The sequence below is a fragment of the Breznakia sp. PF5-3 genome (assembly GCF_029504745.1).
In the GTDB taxonomy this organism is placed as follows: Bacteria; Bacillota_I; Bacilli_A; order Erysipelotrichales; family Erysipelotrichaceae; genus Breznakia.
The window spans coordinates 1-15,740 of the sequence record NZ_JAQFIQ010000029.1 but is presented as its reverse complement, the minus strand read 5'-3'; the positions used below and the strand labels follow the sequence as shown (position 1 = coordinate 15,740).

29 protein-coding genes and 1 pseudogene are annotated in these 15,740 nt (G+C 36.3%); all 30 read right to left on the bottom strand.

Annotated features, from left to right (window positions below):
* Nucleotides 1-25: 25 nt before the first annotated feature.
* Nucleotides 26-859 carry a putative manganese transporter gene (locus tag M2475_RS07820; protein WP_277490657.1) on the bottom strand — a complete coding sequence of 278 codons (834 nt, stop codon included), beginning with the start codon at nucleotides 857-859 and terminating at the stop codon, nucleotides 26-28.
* Between the two features lie 113 nt (nucleotides 860-972).
* Nucleotides 973-1,338: a 50S ribosomal protein L17 gene (gene rplQ, locus M2475_RS07815; protein ID WP_277490656.1), complete on the bottom strand. Its 366-nt coding sequence runs from the start codon at nucleotides 1,336-1,338 to the stop codon at nucleotides 973-975.
* A 24-nt stretch (nucleotides 1,339-1,362) separates the two neighbouring features.
* Nucleotides 1,363-2,322, bottom strand: coding sequence for a DNA-directed RNA polymerase subunit alpha (locus M2475_RS07810; RefSeq protein ID WP_277490681.1), 960 nt, complete (start codon nucleotides 2,320-2,322; stop codon nucleotides 1,363-1,365).
* Nucleotides 2,323-2,353: 31 nt separating this feature from the next.
* Nucleotides 2,354-2,749: a 30S ribosomal protein S11 gene (gene rpsK, locus M2475_RS07805; protein WP_277490655.1), complete on the bottom strand. Its 396-nt coding sequence runs from the start codon at nucleotides 2,747-2,749 to the stop codon at nucleotides 2,354-2,356.
* 18 nt (nucleotides 2,750-2,767) lie between these two features.
* Entirely contained in the window at nucleotides 2,768-3,133 is a 366-nt protein-coding gene (gene rpsM / locus M2475_RS07800; RefSeq protein ID WP_277490654.1) for a 30S ribosomal protein S13, read from the bottom strand.
* Between the two features lie 14 nt (nucleotides 3,134-3,147).
* Nucleotides 3,148-3,261, bottom strand: a complete 114-nt coding sequence (rpmJ, locus tag M2475_RS07795; RefSeq protein WP_022936356.1) for a 50S ribosomal protein L36 — start codon at nucleotides 3,259-3,261, stop codon at nucleotides 3,148-3,150.
* Between the two features lie 19 nt (nucleotides 3,262-3,280).
* The gene (infA, locus tag M2475_RS07790) at nucleotides 3,281-3,499 is read right to left on the bottom strand and encodes a translation initiation factor IF-1 (protein ID WP_277490652.1); all 219 of its coding nucleotides are present in this window, start codon (nucleotides 3,497-3,499) and stop codon (nucleotides 3,281-3,283) included.
* Between the two features lie 2 nt (nucleotides 3,500-3,501).
* Entirely contained in the window at nucleotides 3,502-4,269 is a 768-nt protein-coding gene (gene map, locus M2475_RS07785) for a type I methionyl aminopeptidase (RefSeq protein ID WP_277490651.1), read from the bottom strand.
* The gene (locus tag M2475_RS07780) at nucleotides 4,266-4,910 is read right to left on the bottom strand and encodes an adenylate kinase (protein WP_277490650.1); all 645 of its coding nucleotides are present in this window, start codon (nucleotides 4,908-4,910) and stop codon (nucleotides 4,266-4,268) included. The genes map and M2475_RS07780 overlap by 4 nt, the downstream gene beginning before the upstream one ends.
* Nucleotides 4,911-4,913: 3 nt before the next feature.
* Nucleotides 4,914-6,227, bottom strand: a complete 1,314-nt coding sequence (gene secY, locus M2475_RS07775) for a preprotein translocase subunit SecY (RefSeq protein ID WP_277490649.1) — start codon at nucleotides 6,225-6,227, stop codon at nucleotides 4,914-4,916.
* A gap of 1 nt (nucleotide 6,228) precedes the next feature.
* Nucleotides 6,229-6,669, bottom strand: coding sequence for a 50S ribosomal protein L15 (gene rplO, locus M2475_RS07770; protein WP_277490647.1), 441 nt, complete (start codon nucleotides 6,667-6,669; stop codon nucleotides 6,229-6,231).
* Nucleotides 6,670-6,681: 12 nt separating this feature from the next.
* Nucleotides 6,682-7,185: pseudogene (rpsE, locus tag M2475_RS07765) on the bottom strand (30S ribosomal protein S5); the annotation flags it as partial.
* A 179-nt stretch (nucleotides 7,186-7,364) separates the two neighbouring features.
* Nucleotides 7,365-7,721 (bottom strand): 50S ribosomal protein L18, encoded by a 357-nt coding sequence (gene rplR / locus M2475_RS07760; RefSeq protein WP_277490646.1) that lies wholly within the window; start codon nucleotides 7,719-7,721, stop codon nucleotides 7,365-7,367.
* 17 nt (nucleotides 7,722-7,738) lie between these two features.
* Complete coding sequence (rplF, locus tag M2475_RS07755; RefSeq protein ID WP_277490645.1) at nucleotides 7,739-8,287, bottom strand: 50S ribosomal protein L6; 549 nt, start codon at nucleotides 8,285-8,287, stop codon at nucleotides 7,739-7,741.
* Nucleotides 8,288-8,308: 21 nt separating this feature from the next.
* Nucleotides 8,309-8,704, bottom strand: a complete 396-nt coding sequence (gene rpsH / locus M2475_RS07750; RefSeq protein ID WP_277490644.1) for a 30S ribosomal protein S8 — start codon at nucleotides 8,702-8,704, stop codon at nucleotides 8,309-8,311.
* 18 nt (nucleotides 8,705-8,722) lie between these two features.
* Nucleotides 8,723-8,908 carry a type Z 30S ribosomal protein S14 gene (locus tag M2475_RS07745; RefSeq protein WP_277490643.1) on the bottom strand — a complete coding sequence of 62 codons (186 nt, stop codon included), beginning with the start codon at nucleotides 8,906-8,908 and terminating at the stop codon, nucleotides 8,723-8,725.
* Entirely contained in the window at nucleotides 8,908-9,462 is a 555-nt protein-coding gene (rplE, locus tag M2475_RS07740; RefSeq protein ID WP_277490642.1) for a 50S ribosomal protein L5, read from the bottom strand. Before rplE ends, M2475_RS07745 begins: the two co-directional genes overlap by 1 nt.
* 12 nt (nucleotides 9,463-9,474) lie before the next feature.
* Nucleotides 9,475-9,783, bottom strand: a complete 309-nt coding sequence (gene rplX, locus M2475_RS07735) for a 50S ribosomal protein L24 (protein ID WP_277490641.1) — start codon at nucleotides 9,781-9,783, stop codon at nucleotides 9,475-9,477.
* An 11-nt stretch (nucleotides 9,784-9,794) separates the two neighbouring features.
* Nucleotides 9,795-10,163: a 50S ribosomal protein L14 gene (gene rplN, locus M2475_RS07730; RefSeq protein ID WP_277490640.1), complete on the bottom strand. Its 369-nt coding sequence runs from the start codon at nucleotides 10,161-10,163 to the stop codon at nucleotides 9,795-9,797.
* 17 nt (nucleotides 10,164-10,180) lie between these two features.
* Nucleotides 10,181-10,444: a 30S ribosomal protein S17 gene (rpsQ, locus tag M2475_RS07725; protein ID WP_277490639.1), complete on the bottom strand. Its 264-nt coding sequence runs from the start codon at nucleotides 10,442-10,444 to the stop codon at nucleotides 10,181-10,183.
* Nucleotides 10,445-10,453: 9 nt separating this feature from the next.
* Nucleotides 10,454-10,651, bottom strand: a complete 198-nt coding sequence (gene rpmC, locus M2475_RS07720; protein ID WP_277490637.1) for a 50S ribosomal protein L29 — start codon at nucleotides 10,649-10,651, stop codon at nucleotides 10,454-10,456.
* 3 nt (nucleotides 10,652-10,654) lie between these two features.
* Complete coding sequence (gene rplP / locus M2475_RS07715; RefSeq protein WP_277490636.1) at nucleotides 10,655-11,068, bottom strand: 50S ribosomal protein L16; 414 nt, start codon at nucleotides 11,066-11,068, stop codon at nucleotides 10,655-10,657.
* 2 nt (nucleotides 11,069-11,070) lie between these two features.
* Nucleotides 11,071-11,904: a 30S ribosomal protein S3 gene (gene rpsC / locus M2475_RS07710; RefSeq protein WP_277490634.1), complete on the bottom strand. Its 834-nt coding sequence runs from the start codon at nucleotides 11,902-11,904 to the stop codon at nucleotides 11,071-11,073.
* 10 nt (nucleotides 11,905-11,914) lie between these two features.
* A complete protein-coding gene (gene rplV / locus M2475_RS07705) occupies nucleotides 11,915-12,250 on the bottom strand; it encodes a 50S ribosomal protein L22 (RefSeq protein ID WP_277490632.1) in 336 nt (111 codons plus the stop codon).
* 14 nt (nucleotides 12,251-12,264) lie between these two features.
* A complete protein-coding gene (rpsS, locus tag M2475_RS07700) occupies nucleotides 12,265-12,540 on the bottom strand; it encodes a 30S ribosomal protein S19 (RefSeq protein ID WP_277490631.1) in 276 nt (91 codons plus the stop codon).
* Nucleotides 12,541-12,560: 20 nt separating this feature from the next.
* Entirely contained in the window at nucleotides 12,561-13,394 is an 834-nt protein-coding gene (gene rplB / locus M2475_RS07695) for a 50S ribosomal protein L2 (RefSeq protein WP_277490629.1), read from the bottom strand.
* A gap of 60 nt (nucleotides 13,395-13,454) precedes the next feature.
* Nucleotides 13,455-13,742, bottom strand: coding sequence for a 50S ribosomal protein L23 (gene rplW, locus M2475_RS07690; protein WP_277490627.1), 288 nt, complete (start codon nucleotides 13,740-13,742; stop codon nucleotides 13,455-13,457).
* Nucleotides 13,742-14,371: a 50S ribosomal protein L4 gene (rplD, locus tag M2475_RS07685; RefSeq protein WP_277490625.1), complete on the bottom strand. Its 630-nt coding sequence runs from the start codon at nucleotides 14,369-14,371 to the stop codon at nucleotides 13,742-13,744. Before rplD ends, rplW begins: the two co-directional genes overlap by 1 nt.
* 3 nt (nucleotides 14,372-14,374) lie before the next feature.
* On the bottom strand, nucleotides 14,375-15,145 hold the full coding sequence (rplC, locus tag M2475_RS07680) for a 50S ribosomal protein L3 (protein ID WP_277490623.1): 771 nt from the start codon (nucleotides 15,143-15,145) through the stop codon (nucleotides 14,375-14,377).
* Between the two features lie 12 nt (nucleotides 15,146-15,157).
* The gene (gene rpsJ / locus M2475_RS07675) at nucleotides 15,158-15,469 is read right to left on the bottom strand and encodes a 30S ribosomal protein S10 (protein ID WP_277490622.1); all 312 of its coding nucleotides are present in this window, start codon (nucleotides 15,467-15,469) and stop codon (nucleotides 15,158-15,160) included.
* Between the last annotated feature and the right edge of the window lie 271 nt (nucleotides 15,470-15,740).

The following is a 15,740-nucleotide window of genomic DNA, read 5'->3' as shown; positions in this document are numbered from 1 at the left end:
CACTTTGTATCAAATTCCTTTCTTACTAAAAGAAACTTAGTACACTACCTGTTAGAATAGCTGCGACAAATAAAACTGAAATAATAAATAAGAAATACTTTTTATCAATCCGATATCTCAATAAGATTAATAATCCCAATCCTGCATTTGTAATAAGTCCAGCACTCAACGCTCCAAATGATAAGATACCAGAAGCAAACAATTGTGTCAAAACGACACTTGCAGCACAATTTGGAATAAATCCAAATAAAGCTGCTATTACTGGCTGAAAAACTGTATCTGTAAGTAGTACCTTTGATAATGTATCTTCGCCTACTTCATGCAAAACAAAAGTAAGTAATAAGTTTACCAATAAGATAAAACCAAAAATCTTTACTGTATGTTTTAAAGCAGCAACCAATGTCGATTCATGCGTATCACAGCTTTGACTTTTACTTGTTGTATACTTCCCATTATACATTTTAAATTGCTTAAATACAGCATCAACAAAATATCCTACAGCAATTGCCACAATGACTTTCACAACAATTAATTGTAAAATACTTCCATATAACTCTGGATTGGCAAGTAATATTGGAACTGCTTCATCACTGGTAACAATAAAAATACTAATCAACGTTCCTATCGTAATCTTCTTATCTAAGAACATAGTAGCAGCAACAATACTTACACCACACTGCGGTATGATTCCTAAAAAAGACCCAAAAAGTGGCCCATATTTTTTAAGTAGTACATATTCACTATCTTCATTGCTTCGATGTTCATAGATTTCTAATATGAAATACGCTATAAACAATACTGGAAGCATTGGCAAACTATCTTCCAATGCATGTTCCATTATTTCTATCATTTCATTCATTGTATTCTCCTGACTATAATAGAATACACTATTCTTAAAAAATTATCATGTGTTTAGAATAAAAAAATTATTCAAACGAAAAAAAGACATCTTAATGATGTCTTTCTTTATATTTATTTAACTAATTGAACAATTGCCATTGTAGCATTATCACCACGGCGATTTCTTGTTTTCACAACTCTTGTATACCCACCATTACGGTCTTTATACATAGGTCCAATTTCCGTAAATAGTTTTTGAAGAGCTGTTTGTCCAGTTTCTTCATCTGCTACAACATCTCTAACATAGCTAGCTGCTTGACGACGAGCATGTAAATCTCCTCTTTTCGCTAATGTGATCAATTTTTCCACAACTGAACTCACTTCTTTTGCTTTCATTTCCGTAGTTTCAACGCTTTCAGAAATAATAACAGAAGTAGCTAGATTTCTAAGCATAGCTTTACGATGATCTGCAGTACGTCCTAATTTACGATTTTTCATAAAGACTTAATCCTCCTTTACATCTTATTCATAAGATTTGAAGCTAAGCCCCAAATCATAAATTTTGTCTTTTACTTCTTTTAATGATTTCTTACCTAAGTTTCTAACTCTCATCATTTCATCTTCTGTTTTTTGTGTAAGCTCTTCAACCGTTTGAATTCCTGCACGTTTTAAACAGTTATATGAACGAACTGATAAGTCTAGATCTTCAATCATCATTACAAGCCCTTTGTTAACAACTTCACCTTGCACATCTTTCATTACAGATTCCATATCGTTAACAACTTCATGTACATTTGTTAATAATTCTAAGTGATCAATCAAGATCTTAGAACCTAATGCGATAGATTCTTGAGGAGTGATTGATCCATTTGTCCAGATTTCCAATTCTACTTTATCATAAGAAGCATCTTGACCAACACGTGTTGGCTCTACATTGTAAGATACTTTCTCAATTGGTGTATAAATAGAATCTGTATAAATAATTCCTAATGGTTGATTAGGTCCTTGGTATAAGTGTTTATTTTGATCAGCACTCACGTAACCTCTACCATTTCTTGCTTGTAATTCCATTTCCAAAGTATGTCCTTCTTCAATTGTACAAATATATAAATCTTTATTTAAGATTTCCACTCCATCTGGACATTCGATATCAGAAGCATATACTTCTCCATAACCTTTTTTGGCTATATGAAGGGTATGAATTTCATCATCTTCAATCGTAAGAATCAAATTCTTAAGGTTTAAAATAATTGATGTTACATCTTCTTTCACTCCAGGAATCGAAGTAAATTCGTGGAACACTCCATCAACTTTAATTGAAAAGACTGCTCCTCCTGGTAAGGAAGATAATAATACACGTCTCAATGCATTTCCAATTGTTGTACCAAATCCTCTTTCAAGAGGTTCGATTACAAACTTTCCATAATTTTCAGAATCAATAAATTCTTTCACTTCAAACTGCGCACGTTCAAATTTTTGCATTTTCATATTACCTCCTCATTGTTTTTGGTTATTATCCACGTGGTCGTTTCGGTGGACGACATCCATTATGAGGAATAGGTGTTACATCGTTAATCAATGTAATTTCTAATCCTGCTACTTGCAATGCTCTAACTGCTGCTTCACGCCCAGGACCTGGTCCTTTGACATTTACAGATACAGTTTTCATACCATGTTCCATTGCAGCCTTACCAGCTGCTTCTCCAGCCATTTGAGCTGCATAAGGTGTAGATTTACGAGAACCTTTAAACCCTAAAGCTCCAGCACTTGACCAAGCAACAGCGTTTCCACCTTCATCACTAATTGTAACAATTGTATTGTTAAATGTAGAATGAATGTGAGCACAACCTTTTGCAATATTCTTCTTTATACGACGCTTACGAGAAGCACCTTTTTTTACTTTTGCCATTTTCATCTACCTCCTTGCTTATTTCTTTTTGTTTGCAACTGTACGAACAGGACCTTTACGCGTACGAGCATTTGTTTTCGTACGTTGTCCACGAACAGGCAAACCTCTTCTATGACGGATTCCACGGTATGATGCAATTTCCATCAAACGTTTAACGTTTAATTGAACTTCACGACGCAAATCCCCTTCTACTTTAACTGAATCGACTTCTTTACGAATCTTATTCAGTTGTTCTTCACTTAAATCTTTTACACGGATGTTTTCATCTACACCAGCTGCAGCTAATACTTTGCTTGCTGTAGTGCGTCCGATTCCGTATACATATGTTAATGAAACAACTACACGCTTATCGCGTGGAATGTCTACTCCTGCAATACGAGCCATATTTCTTACCTCTCTTATCCTTGTCTTTGTTTGTGTTTAGGATTTTCGCAAATCACCATAACACGACCTTTTCTCTTGATTATGCGACATTTGTCACAAATCGGCTTTACTGATGGTCTTACTTTCATAATAAAATCCTCCTATCCGTTACTTATGACGGAATGTTATACGCCCACGTGTTAAATCATACGGTGAAATTTCAACGGTAACACGATCGCCTGGTAAAATGCGAATGTAATGCATACGGATTTTACCAGAAACGTGAGCCATTATTTCGTGCCCGTTTTCCAATTTCACTTTAAACATTGCATTTGGAAGTGTATCTTCTACAATGCCATCAATTTCAATAACGTCTTGTTTAGCCATTCTTATTCCTCCACATTATTATGTAATTTTGTCAATATTTCACACTTATCTTCGTCAATGACAACCGTATGTTCGAAATGCGCTGCCAATGAACCATCTGCAGTTACCACAGTCCAATCATCATCTAAAACTTTTGTTTGTGGTCTTCCTGCATGAACCATTGGTTCAATTGCCAAAGTCATTCCCTTTTTCAGTAATACACCTAAGCCAGGTTTACCAAAATTAGGTACGGTTGGATCTTCATGTACACTTGTCCCTATTCCATGACCTGTATAGTCTTTTGGAATTGAGAAATTATACTTATGGACATGTGTTTCAATCGCATGAGAAATATCAGTTAAACGATTTCCAGCTTTCGCTAGTTTTAATCCCTCATATAACGATTGTTCCGTTACGTCCAATAATTTTTGCGTTTCTTCACTTATTTTTCCAACTGGATATGTCCAAGCTGAATCACCGTGATATCCTTTATAACAAGCTCCAATATCAACAGAAACGATATCTCCTTCTTTAAGGATCGTTTTCTTATTAGGAATACCATGAACTAACACGTTATTCACAGATATACAACAAGCATTAGGGAAACCATATAACCCTTTAAACGAAGGTGTGGCATCATTGGCCAGAATTACATCTTCACAAATTTTATCTAATTCGATTGTATTTAATCCTGGCTTGATAGCTTTCTTCGCTGCAACATGTGCAAGTGCAACGATTTCCCCAGCTTTTTTCATCAATTCAATTTCTCTAGCAGATTTACATGTAATCATGCGTTACCTCCTAAAGCATTTTGAATATCCTGCCAAACTTCATCAGCACTTTGATCTGCATTAATTACTACAACTCTATCACCATAGTAATCAAGAATTGGATCAGCATTTTTTGAATACTCTTCTAAACGAACCGATAGACTTTCTACCGTGTCATCATCACGTTGATACAATTCGCTTCCACAAATATCACAAATACCTTCTTCTTTTGATGGATGATTATCTATATGATAGATTGCATCACATCCTTTACATAGACGGCGTCCTGTAATACGAACAGCTAATTTTTCAAAGGGAATCTCTAATGTAAGAACCTTATCGATTTCCATATCTGTACCTTTTACTAATTCATCAAATGCTTTTGCTTGTGCTAATGTTCTTGGGTATCCATCTAGTAAATACCCATTCTTTATATCTTGCTTTTCAATAAAGCTTTTTACCATTGGGTTCGTAACCTCATCCGGAACTAATAGACCTTGATCCATATATTTCTTGGCTTCCATTCCCAAAGCTGTTTGTTTTCCAATTTCACTTCTGAAAATATCACCCGTCGATATATGTAAAACGTTAAACTTTTCAACGATTTTTAAGGACATTGTACCTTTTCCAGCACCAGGTCCCCCCATAATCAAAATGTTCATCGTTTATCTTTTAACCCCCATAAAACCACGGTAAGACTTCGCTGTCATCTGTCCTTTTAGTTGTGCAACTGTTTCCATCGCTACCCCAACAACAATGATTAACCCTGTTCCACCCAATCGAATTGATTGAGGTAAACTAGGAATCAATAGTGGTGCAACATTTGGTAATAGTGCAATAAACACTAATGATAATGCTCCTAATACGGTAATACGAGACAACACTTTATTAATATAATCCTTTGTTTCTTTTCCTGGACGAATCCCTGGAATGTATGTTCCTGATTTACTTAAATTTTCAGAGATCTTTTCTGGATCTACTGTTAACTTCGTATAGAAGAAAGTAAACAAGAATATTAGTACTGCATAAATACAAAGGGATGGTACTGATTGCATACCTAACAATTCACTCATTGTACTTGTCCAACCAGACGCCTTAATTACACTGTTATTGATCAATAATTGAACAATTGTTACTGGTGCAATCATAACTGCTGATGCAAAGATTACTGGAATAACACTTGCAGAGTTAATTTTCAATGGCAAATAAGTCATATCTTTGTTTTTATTTTGCACTGTACTTGAAGTATATTGAATTGGAATTTTACGTACCGCCGTTTGGATGAATATAACCAATACAATAATTAATAAATAAATAAATATAAATCCACTGAATGTTAATATACCATTAAAGAATGCACTACCACTAGCTCCCGCAGTTAATGATCTAAATGCTTCACTAAATTGGAATGGCATATCTGCTACGATACCTGCGAAAATGATGATTGATACACCATTTCCAATACCATGCATTGAAATTCGATCAGCGATCCATAACAAGAACATTGTTCCTGCTGTAAAGATCGTTGCTACATATAAGAATCCAGATAAGTTTTGATTAATAAGAATACTACTTCCATCAGAGTTTGTTAACACTAATGTTGTTGTGTACGCTTGCACAAAACATAATACAACACCTAAATACCTTGTATACTTGTCAAGTTGTTTTCTACCTGTTTGACCACTCTTTGCAAGTTCTGTCAAATGTGGAATTACATCCATCGACAATAATTGAATAATAATCGATGCTGTAATATAAGGACCAACTCCTAGTGCAAAAATAGATAATTTATCCATTGCTCCACCACCAAGTAAGTTCATCATTGAAACTAAGTTATTGCTTTCTACTCCAGTTGAAATATCTACATTAGGGACAGGAATTTGTGCACCGAAACGGAACACAAATAACATCGCTAAAGTAAATAGAATTTTCTTGCGGATATCCTTATTCTTGAACATGTCAGCAAATGTGGAAAACATGTTAGATTACCTCTGCTTTCCCGCCTGCTTTTTCTATAACAGCTACTGCTGATTTAGAAAATTTATTTGCTTTTACAGTTAACTTCTTTTCTAATTCTCCACGCCCTAGAATTTTGATTCCATATAACTCTTTCCCAACTAGACCTGTTTCAATTAATAATTCTGGAGTAACTTCCACTCCATTATCAAATTTATTTAAAGATTCAACATTAACAACTGCATATTCTTTTCTTGTGAAGTTTGTAAATCCACGTTTTGGCAATCTTCTTGCTAATGGTGTTTGACCACCTTCAAAACCTAAACGAACTCCACCACCTGAACGTGCATTTTGTCCTTTATGTCCCTTCCCTGCTGTTTTTCCAGTACCTGAAGCATGTCCACGTCCTAGACGTTTACGATTTTTTCTAGCACCTTCATTATATTTCATTTCATGTAATTTCATCTTGCATACCTCCTAACCACGAATCTCTTCTGGTTTTTTTCCACGAAGACGTGCAATATCTTCCACTGTTTTTAGCTCTTGTAACGCAACCATTGTCGCACGAACCATGTTAATTGGGGTACGTGAACCAAGACATTTTGTTAAAACATCTTTGATACCAGCTACCTCTAACACATCACGAACGGCACCACCAGCAATTACCCCAGTACCTTCTGATGCTGGACGTAAGAATACGCTTCCTGCACCATAATTTCCTGTGATTGCGTGTGGAATTGTTGTACCAACAGTTGGAATTGTAAATAAGTTTTTCTTAGCGTTTTCAATTGCTTTCTTAATTGCATCAGGAACTTCATTTGCTTTTCCTGTTCCAAATCCAACACGTCCTTTACCATCACCAATAACAACTAAAGCTGCAAAACGGAAACGACGTCCCCCTTTTACTACTTTTGTTACACGGTTAATTGTAACAACACGTTCTTCAAATTCTTTTTCTTGACGATCTCTTCTTGGTCTTCTACCACCAGGTTTACGATCATTTCTTCTATTATTGTTTGATGCTTGTCTTGGAGCTGGTTTAGCAGCTGGTTTTGCATCTTTTGTTTCTGTTGTTTCAGCTTTAACTTCTGGAGTTGCCACTTCTTCAACAACTTCTACTGTTTTTGTTTCCTCTTGTTTGTTTTCCATCGTGACCTCCTTTAGAACTTAAGCCCTGCTTCACGAGCAGCTTCGGCTAACGCTTTCACACGTCCATGATAGATATATCCACCACGGTCAAATACAACATTTTCAATTTTTGCTTTCTTTGCAAGTTTAGCGATTTCTTCACCAACTTTTGTAGCAGCTTCTACATTGCTACCATTATCAATTTTCATTGATACGCTACTAGCAGCAACCAAAGTTTTTCCATTCACATCATCAACAATTTGTGCATGTATATGCGCATTTGAACGAAATACATTTAAACGTGGGCACTCTGGAGTTCCACTGATTTTCGTACGCACACGTGCATGACGGCGTTTACGTTCAACATTTTTTGCAGTTTTCTTAATCATATTTTACTCCTCCCACTCTATGCTTTCTTAGCAGCTGTTTTACCTTCCTTACGACGAACATATTCACCTTTATAGCGAATACCTTTTCCTTTGTAAGGTTCTGGTTTTCTAACCGCTCTAATGTTGGCAGCACATTCACCAACTCTTTGTTTATCAATTCCTGAAATCTTAACTTCTGTTTGTGAAGGTACTTCACAAGTAAGTCCATCTTCAATTTCAATATTAATTGGATGAGAATATCCAACAATCAATTCAAGAACTTTACCTTTAAGATTTGCTTTAAACCCAATACCAATAAGTTCAAGTTCTTTTACAAATCCTTCCGATACTCCCACAACCATGTTGTTAATAAGAGCACGCGTTGTTCCATGTAATTGTTTTGTATGTTTTTGTTCGTTTTGACGAGCAACATTTAAAATTCCTTCTTCAACCTTGATATCCATCAAAGGTGAGAATTGACGAGCTAAAGTTCCCTTAGGTCCTTTAACAGTCACCTCATTCGTACTAGAGATTGTAATTTCTACTCCAGCAGGAATGGTAATCGCTTTATTTCCGATACGTGACATTCTTTACTTTACCTCCGTTAACTACCAAACGTAAGCGACAACTTCGCCACCAACATTTTTCGCTTTTGCATCTTTGTCTGTTAACAATCCATGGCTTGTAGAGATAATCGCAATACCTAAACCATTTAATACTCTAGGCATATCATCTGCTTTCGTGTAAACACGAAGACCAGGTGATGAAATTCTCTTAATACCATTGATTACTTTTTCATTGTTAGGACCATATTTCAAAGTAACAGTAATCGTTTTCTTAACATCACCACTCACTTCAAAATCTGTAATGAATCCTTCTTCTTTTAAAATCTTTGCGATTTCAACCTTTTCTTTATTTGCAGGAATATCTACTGTTGTATGACGCGCTTGAATAGCATTTCTTACTCTTGTTAGCATATCTGCAATTGGGTCAGTCATAATCATAATAACTATTCCTCCTTATTACCAACTTGCCTTTTTAACTCCAGGGATTTGACCTTTATAAGCCAATTCTCTAAAGCAAACACGGCATAGTTTGTATTTTCTTAAAACTGAATGAGGACGTCCACAACGTTCGCATCTAGTATATTCACGAACTTTAAACTTTTGAGGGCGTTTTGATTTTTCGATCATCGCTTTCTTTGCCATTAGTTTTGTCCTCCTTGCTTTCTAAAAGGCATTCCTAACTCTTCAAGAAGAGCTTTTGCCTCATCATTAGTATTTGCAGTTGTTACGATAATAATATCCATACCACGCAATTTACTAACTTTATCATAATTAATTTCTGGGAAAATAATTTGTTCCTTAATACCTAATGTATAGTTCCCTCTACCATCAAATGCTGAGTTTGAAACTCCTCTGAAGTCTCTCACACGTGGTAAAGAAAGATTTACAAGTTTGTATAAGAAATCATACATTTTTTCTCCACGTAATGTTACTTTACAACCAATTGGCATTCCAGCTCTAAGCTTATAGTTCGCAATTGATTTTTTTGCTTTTGTAACAACTGGTTTTTGACCTGTGATTTGTGTAAGTTCAGCAACTGCATCTTCCATCACCTTTGGATTTGCTACAGCTTCACCAAGACCGATGTTGATAACAATTTTTTCAACTTTAGGCACTTCCATCACAGATTTATAGTCAAATTTCTTCATTAAAGAAGGACTAACTTCTTTAAGATATTTTTCATTTAGGCGGTTCATCATCATACCTCCCTACTTAATAGTAGCGCCAGATTTTGAATAGACGCGTACTTTCTTTCCTTTTTCTTCTTTGAATGAGATTCTGCTTGCCTTTTTCGCTTTTGCATCATATGCCATAACATTAGACACATGAATTGGTGCTTCACCTTCAGCAATCCCACCATCAGGATTTTCCTGTGTTGGTTTTAAATGCTTTTTCTTCATGTTTACACCTTCAACGATAACCATATCTCTTCTTGGAAGAACTTTAATAACTTCAGCTACAGTACCTTTGTCAGATCCTGTAATAACTTGAACTTTATCACCTTTTTTGATTTTCACAAAGATACCTCCTATAATACTTCCGGTGCCAAAGACACTATTTTCATAAAGTCTTTTTCACGCAATTCTCTCGCCACTGGACCAAAGATTCTGGTACCACGAGGCGTGTTATCATCTTTAATAATTACTACCGCATTGTCGTCAAATTTAATGTATGTTCCATTATCTCTTCTAACTCCGCGAACAGTACGAACGATGACAGCCTTTACAACTTCACCTTTTTTTACTGTCCCACCAGGAGCAGCCTGTTTTACAGTACATACTACTATATCACCAATGTTTGAAAATTTACGAACACTTCCACCTAAGTTTCTAATGACCAAAACTTCCTTTGCACCAGTGTTGTCGGCTACGCGTAATCTACTTTCACTTTGAATCATAAAATTACCCTCCTGACCTACAGCACAACTGCTTTTTCAACGATTTCTATCAAACGGAAACGTTTTGTAGCACTTAATGGACGAGTTTCCATAATTACTACCTTATCACCGATCTTAGCTTCGTTGTTAGCATCGTGAGCTTTGAATTTTTTCGAATATTTAACACGTTTTCCATATAAAGGATGTGTTTTTTTCGTTTCTACTACAACTGTAATAGTTTTGTCCATTTTATCTGAAACAACTGTTCCACGATATACTTTACGATTTGATCTTTCCATCACAACATCCTCCTATTCGCTTACACGGGCTCTTTCACCCATAATTGTTTTAATACGTGCAATTGTCTTCTTAATATCTTTCATACGAGCACTGTTTTCCAGTTGCCCCGTAGCTTGTTGAAAACGAAGGTTAAAAAGTTCTTCTTTTAGTAAATCAACATCTTTTAGCAACTCTTCATTGCTTTTTTCTCTTATTTCTTTAGCTAACATAAATTACTCTTCCCCCTTCTTAACAAACTTACATTTTACTGGTAATTTGTGAGAAGCCAAACGGAATGCTTCACGTGCAACTTCTTCGCTAACTCCAGCAATTTCAAACATGATACAGCCAGCTTTTACTACTGCTACCCAGCTGTCAGGTGCCCCTTTACCAGAACCCATACGTACTTCAAGAGGTTTTGCTGTTCTTGCTAAATGAGGGAATATTTTAATCCAAACTTTCCCACCACGTTTCATGTAACGTGTCATAGCAACACGGGCAGCCTCAATTTGACGGTTACTTACATAGTTTCCAGTATCAGCCATTAACCCATATTCACCAAAAGCAACTTCACGTCCTGCTTTCGCACGACCTTCATAGCTTAAACGGTGTGGTCTTCTATATTTTGTTCTTTTAGGCATTAACATAATTAATTACCTCCTTCAGTATTTGCTGCAGCTTCAGGCGCTTTTGCTTCTGTTTTTTCAGCTGCTGCTTTTACCGGACCTCTTCCCCCTGCATTTTGTCCTGCAGAGCGGTTGTTGTTATTGTTTCTTCTATCGTTATTTCTTCTTGGACGGCGACGATCTCTCATATCAACTTTTGGAGCTTCTGGTTCTTTTACCATTTCCCCTGGTAATACTTCACCACGACAAATCCAAACCTTAACACCTAAACGTCCATATGTAGTAGCCGCTTCTTCCCAAGCATAATCGATATCTGCACGAAGTGTATGCAAAGGTACATTTCCTTCACTATATCCTTCCGTACGAGCCATATCAGCACCACCTAATCGACCAGAAACTGCAGTTTTAATTCCTTTTGCTCCTGCTCTCATAGTTTGTTGGATTGCTCTTTTTTGTGCTGTTCTAAATGAAGCACGGTTTTCCAATTGATCAGCAATGTTTCTTGCTACAAGCTTAGCATCCAAATAAGGATTCGCAATTTCCAATACTTTGATATAAATTGCTTTGTTATTTGTCATCTTAACTAATGCTTTTTTCAATTTTTCTACATTTTCACCACCGTTAGATCCAATTACCATACCTGGCATAGCAGTTTTGATAATTACATTAACACGGCTTTTTGTTCTTTCAATTTCAACTTTAGAGACAGATGCACCCTTAAGTTCTTTAAATAAATATTCACGAATTTTAATATCTTCTAACAATAAGTCAGCATAATCCTTTTCAGCGAACCATCTTGATTCCCAATCGCGGATAATACCAACTCTCAATCCGATTGGACTTACTTTTTGACCCATGAGTTACCTCCTAATCTCTTTCCGCCACAACAACTGTGATGTGACTTGTACGTTTGTGGATCGCACTTGCAGATCCTTTTGCACGTGGCATGAAACGTTTTAAAGTAACACTTTCATCAGCGTAACATGCTTTTACGTATAATCTTTCTTCTTCTAAATCATGATTGTTTACTGCATTTGCTACTGCAGAGTTCAATACCTTACCTGTTGCTTCAGCAGCAAAGTTAGGTGTAAATCTCAAAATAGCGGCTGCTTCTTCTACATCTTTTCCACGGATAAGATCTAATACTAGTCTAGCTTTTCTTGGTGGAATACGTAGAGTTTTTGCTGTTGCTTTAACTTCCATTACTAATTCCTCCTCTATCTAGCCTTTTTATCATCACTACCGTGACCAGCGTATTTTCTCGTAGGTACAAACTCACCTAATTTATGACCTACCATATCTTCCGTAACATATACCGGTAAGTGTTCTTTACCATTGTAAACGGCAAAAGTATGTTCCACGAATTGTGGGAAGATAGTTGATCTACGAGACCATGTTTTAATTACTTCTTTTTTCCCAGACGCATTTACTGCTTCCACTTTTTTCATTAAGTGTTCATCACAGAAAGGTCCTTTTTTAAGACTACGACTCATTTTACATTTCCTCCTTTGCCTTACTTACTGTTACGACGACGGACAATCAATTTATCCGATGCGTTTTTCTTTTTACGAGTTACAACACCCATTGCTTTTTTACCCCAAGGTGTCATTGGTGATTTACGTCCGATCGGAGTACGACCTTCCCCACCACCATGAGGGTGATCATTCGGGTTCATAACTGATCCACGTACAGTTGGACGAATACCTTTCCAACGACTTCTACCAGCTTTCCCTACATTTACTAAGCTATGGTCTTCATTTCCTACAACACCAATTGTTGCACGACAGTTAGCTAACACTTTACGTACTTCACCTGAAGATAAACGAAGTGTTACATACTTACCTTCCAAACCTAAGATTTGTGCTGAACAACCAGCAGATCTTGCCAATTGTCCACCTTTACCAGGCTTCAATTCAACGTTATGAATGAAAGTACCTTCTGGCATATCTTTCATTTCCATACAGTTACCAACTTTTATGTCAGCTTCGCTTCCTGATTCAACCTTTGTTCCAACAGTTAATCCTTTTGGAGCTAAGATATATCTTTTTTCACCATCTGCATAGCTTAATAAAGCAATATTGGCAGAACGGTTTGGATCATATTCAATTGCTGCTACAGTAGCTGCAATTCCATCTTTATTTCTTTTAAAATCAATTACACGATACAGTCTTTTGTGTCCACCACCTTTGTGGCGTGTTGTGATACGTCCATCATTATTACGACCAGAATGTTTTGTAAGTTTTTCTGTTAAACTTTTCTCTGGAGTTGTTTTTGTAATTTCTTCGAACGTTAAACTTGTCATCCCACGACGACCAGGTGTGGTTGGTTTATACTTCTTAATACCCATTTAACATTTTCCTCCTAACGCATTTTATGACGAGAAATAGCGTGATTCTCCTCGTATATATTATTCAGTGAATAAATTAATTTCTTGACCTTCAGCTACTTTTACAATCGCTTTACGTACTGCTTTTGTAGTACCTTCGTATTTACCCATACGTTTTGCTTTTGGTCTTACATTCATGATGTTTACTTTTTCAACCTTTACATTAAAGATTTCTTCAACAGCATGTTTCACTTCTGTCTTATTACATCCTTTAACTACTTCGAATGTAACTTTGTTTTCATTATCCATGTTTGTCATCGTCTTTTCAGTGATGATTGGACGGATGATAATATCTCTAGCGTTTTTCATTATCCAAGCACCTCCTCAACCTTTTTCATAGCTGCTTCTGTAAAGACTAGTTTGTTTGCATTTACCAAATCATAAACATTGATTCCTTCAGCAGGTAACATTACCATGCTTTGAATGTTTCTCATTGATAACAATGCATTTTCGTAATCTTCTTCTGTATCTACAACAAATAATGTTTTCTTAGTTGCACCAATTGCATCAATGATTTTTTTGAAATCTTTTGTTTTTGGTGCAGCCAATTCAAACTTGTCTACTACGATAATATCTTTATCGATTGCTTTTTCAGATAATACTGATTTCAAAGCTAATTTTCTAACTTTTTTATTTAAAGAATACTTATAACTTCTTGGAGTTGGTCCAAAGACAATTCCTCCACCTCTCCATTGTGGAGATCTAATCGAACCTTGACGAGCACGCCCGCTACCCTTTTGGCGGTAAGGCTTACGCCCTCCTCCTCTAACTTCTGTACGATTTTTCACATCGTGAGTACCTTGGCGTTTCGAAGCTTGTTGCATAACGATTGCGTCAAAGATTACTTGTTGATTAGGTTCAATTCCAAAGATATCAGCTTTTAAAGTGATGTCTTTTACTTTTTTACCTTCTTGGTTAATAACGCTCACCTTAGCCATCTTCTATTCCTCCTTAGCATCGCTAGTTTCACTAGCTACTTCTTCAACTACTGGTTCAGCTTCTGTAGCAACTACTTCTTCTACAACTTCCTCAACCACTTCGTCTTCATAAGACACTAATATTTCAGCATCTTTCTTAGTTTTCTTAACTGCAGATTTTACAATTACCAATCCCTTTTTAGGACCTGGAACATTTCCTTTAATCAATAAGTAGTTTTCATTTGCATCTACTTTAATGATTTCCAAGTTTTGGTTCGTTGTTTTATATCCACCTTCTTGCCCTGCCATCACAGTACCTTTATCAATTTTACCCTTACGAGAAGTAATACCTCCTGTAGCAAGAGAACCAATGTGTCTGTGGTGTCCAGAACCATGTGATTTAGGTCCGATTGAAGCGTTGTTTCTCACAACTGTTCCCATGAACCCTTTTCCTTTTGAAGTACCAGTAACATCAACGATGTCCCCTGCTTCAAAAATATCAACTTTAACTTCAGCTCCTAATTCTAGATCTGTCATACCATTACCACGAATTTCTCTAGCGAATTTCTTTGGTGCAGTGTTTACTTTTGCTGCATGACCTTTACTAGCCTTTGTCGCTCTACGTTCTTTTACATCTTCAAATCCTAATTGAACAGCTTCATAGCCATCATTTTCTACTGTTTTCTTTTGTAAAACAATATTTGGTGTAGCCTCAACTACTGTTACTGGAATTAATACTCCATCTTCAGTGAAAACTTGAGTCATGCCAATTTTACGTCCTAATATACCTTTCATAGTTTTCACCTCCTATAATTTGATTTCGATATCCACACCGCTTGGCAATTCCAATCTTTGTAAAGAATCGATTGTTTCAGCCGTTGGACCAACGATTTCGATTAAACGCTTGTGAGTTCTTACTTCGAACTGTTCACGAGAGTCTTTATATTTATGTACCGCACGCAAGATAGTAACAACTTGCTTTTCAGTTGGTAGTGGTACTGGACCAACAATTTTCTTCGCACCGTGAGACTGTGCTGATTTTACGATCTTTTCTGCACTTGCATCCAAGATTCTGTGTTCATACGCTTTTAATCTAATACGTACACTGTTTTTTGCCATGATAAACTCCTTTCATCTATAATTGATTTATAGACTCGCTCCATCCGAATTCCCTAACACACCACCCATGACAACGTGTATCGGTGTGTCAGCAACCTCGCACTTCATTGCGGTCACGAATTGATTATACTCTTTATCCATCGGCTTTGCAAGACTTTTTTTACTTTTTTCATCGCTCCTTGATTATTAAACTTAAAGCAACAGGTTGTTGCATTAAGATGAAACCGGTATAGTAGAAGGAGCTTTGTGTTTTGTGAGAAAGGATAATATT

What these genes read in the sequence shown, in the direction of transcription:
- rplP (WP_277490636.1), bottom strand. Translation starts at nt 11,068, where the DNA reads ATGTTAATGCCTAAAAGAACAAAATATAGAAGACCACACCGTTTAAGC.
- map (WP_277490651.1), bottom strand. Translation starts at nt 4,269, where the DNA reads ATGATTACATGTAAATCTGCTAGAGAAATTGAATTGATGAAAAAAGCT.
- infA (WP_277490652.1), bottom strand. Translation starts at nt 3,499, where the DNA reads ATGGCTAAACAAGACGTTATTGAAATTGATGGCATTGTAGAAGATACA.
- rplB (WP_277490629.1), bottom strand. Translation starts at nt 13,394, where the DNA reads ATGGGTATTAAGAAGTATAAACCAACCACACCTGGTCGTCGTGGGATG.
- rpsS (WP_277490631.1), bottom strand. Translation starts at nt 12,540, where the DNA reads ATGAGTCGTAGTCTTAAAAAAGGACCTTTCTGTGATGAACACTTAATG.
- rpmC (WP_277490637.1), bottom strand. Translation starts at nt 10,651, where the DNA reads ATGTTAGCTAAAGAAATAAGAGAAAAAAGCAATGAAGAGTTGCTAAAA.
- rpsJ (WP_277490622.1), bottom strand. Translation starts at nt 15,469, where the DNA reads ATGGCAAAAAACAGTGTACGTATTAGATTAAAAGCGTATGAACACAGA.
- M2475_RS07820 (WP_277490657.1), bottom strand. Translation starts at nt 859, where the DNA reads ATGAATGAAATGATAGAAATAATGGAACATGCATTGGAAGATAGTTTG.
- secY (WP_277490649.1), bottom strand. Translation starts at nt 6,227, where the DNA reads ATGTTTTCCACATTTGCTGACATGTTCAAGAATAAGGATATCCGCAAG.
- rplQ (WP_277490656.1), bottom strand. Translation starts at nt 1,338, where the DNA reads ATGAAAAATCGTAAATTAGGACGTACTGCAGATCATCGTAAAGCTATG.
- rplD (WP_277490625.1), bottom strand. Translation starts at nt 14,371, where the DNA reads ATGGCTAAGGTGAGCGTTATTAACCAAGAAGGTAAAAAAGTAAAAGAC.
- rplE (WP_277490642.1), bottom strand. Translation starts at nt 9,462, where the DNA reads ATGAACCGCCTAAATGAAAAATATCTTAAAGAAGTTAGTCCTTCTTTA.
- rplR (WP_277490646.1), bottom strand. Translation starts at nt 7,721, where the DNA reads ATGATTAAGAAAACTGCAAAAAATGTTGAACGTAAACGCCGTCATGCA.
- M2475_RS07780 (WP_277490650.1), bottom strand. Translation starts at nt 4,910, where the DNA reads ATGAACATTTTGATTATGGGGGGACCTGGTGCTGGAAAAGGTACAATG.
- rplV (WP_277490632.1), bottom strand. Translation starts at nt 12,250, where the DNA reads ATGGAAGTTAAAGCAACAGCAAAAACTCTACGTATTCCACCAAGAAAA.
- rpmJ (WP_022936356.1), bottom strand. Translation starts at nt 3,261, where the DNA reads ATGAAAGTAAGACCATCAGTAAAGCCGATTTGTGACAAATGTCGCATA.
- rpsK (WP_277490655.1), bottom strand. Translation starts at nt 2,749, where the DNA reads ATGGCAAAAGTAAAAAAAGGTGCTTCTCGTAAGCGTCGTATAAAGAAG.
- M2475_RS07745 (WP_277490643.1), bottom strand. Translation starts at nt 8,908, where the DNA reads ATGGCAAAGAAAGCGATGATCGAAAAATCAAAACGCCCTCAAAAGTTT.
- rplW (WP_277490627.1), bottom strand. Translation starts at nt 13,742, where the DNA reads ATGAAAAACGCTAGAGATATTATCATCCGTCCAATCATCACTGAAAAG.
- rpsC (WP_277490634.1), bottom strand. Translation starts at nt 11,904, where the DNA reads ATGGGTCAAAAAGTAAGTCCAATCGGATTGAGAGTTGGTATTATCCGC.
- rplC (WP_277490623.1), bottom strand. Translation starts at nt 15,145, where the DNA reads ATGAAAGGTATATTAGGACGTAAAATTGGCATGACTCAAGTTTTCACT.
- M2475_RS07810 (WP_277490681.1), bottom strand. Translation starts at nt 2,322, where the DNA reads ATGCAAAAATTTGAACGTGCGCAGTTTGAAGTGAAAGAATTTATTGAT.
- rpsM (WP_277490654.1), bottom strand. Translation starts at nt 3,133, where the DNA reads ATGGCTCGTATTGCAGGAGTAGACATTCCACGCGATAAGCGTGTAGTT.
- rpsH (WP_277490644.1), bottom strand. Translation starts at nt 8,704, where the DNA reads ATGATTATGACTGACCCAATTGCAGATATGCTAACAAGAGTAAGAAAT.
- rplN (WP_277490640.1), bottom strand. Translation starts at nt 10,163, where the DNA reads ATGATTCAAAGTGAAAGTAGATTACGCGTAGCCGACAACACTGGTGCA.
- rplF (WP_277490645.1), bottom strand. Translation starts at nt 8,287, where the DNA reads ATGTCACGTATCGGAAATAAAGCGATTACCATTCCTGCTGGAGTAGAA.
- rplO (WP_277490647.1), bottom strand. Translation starts at nt 6,669, where the DNA reads ATGAAATTACATGAAATGAAATATAATGAAGGTGCTAGAAAAAATCGT.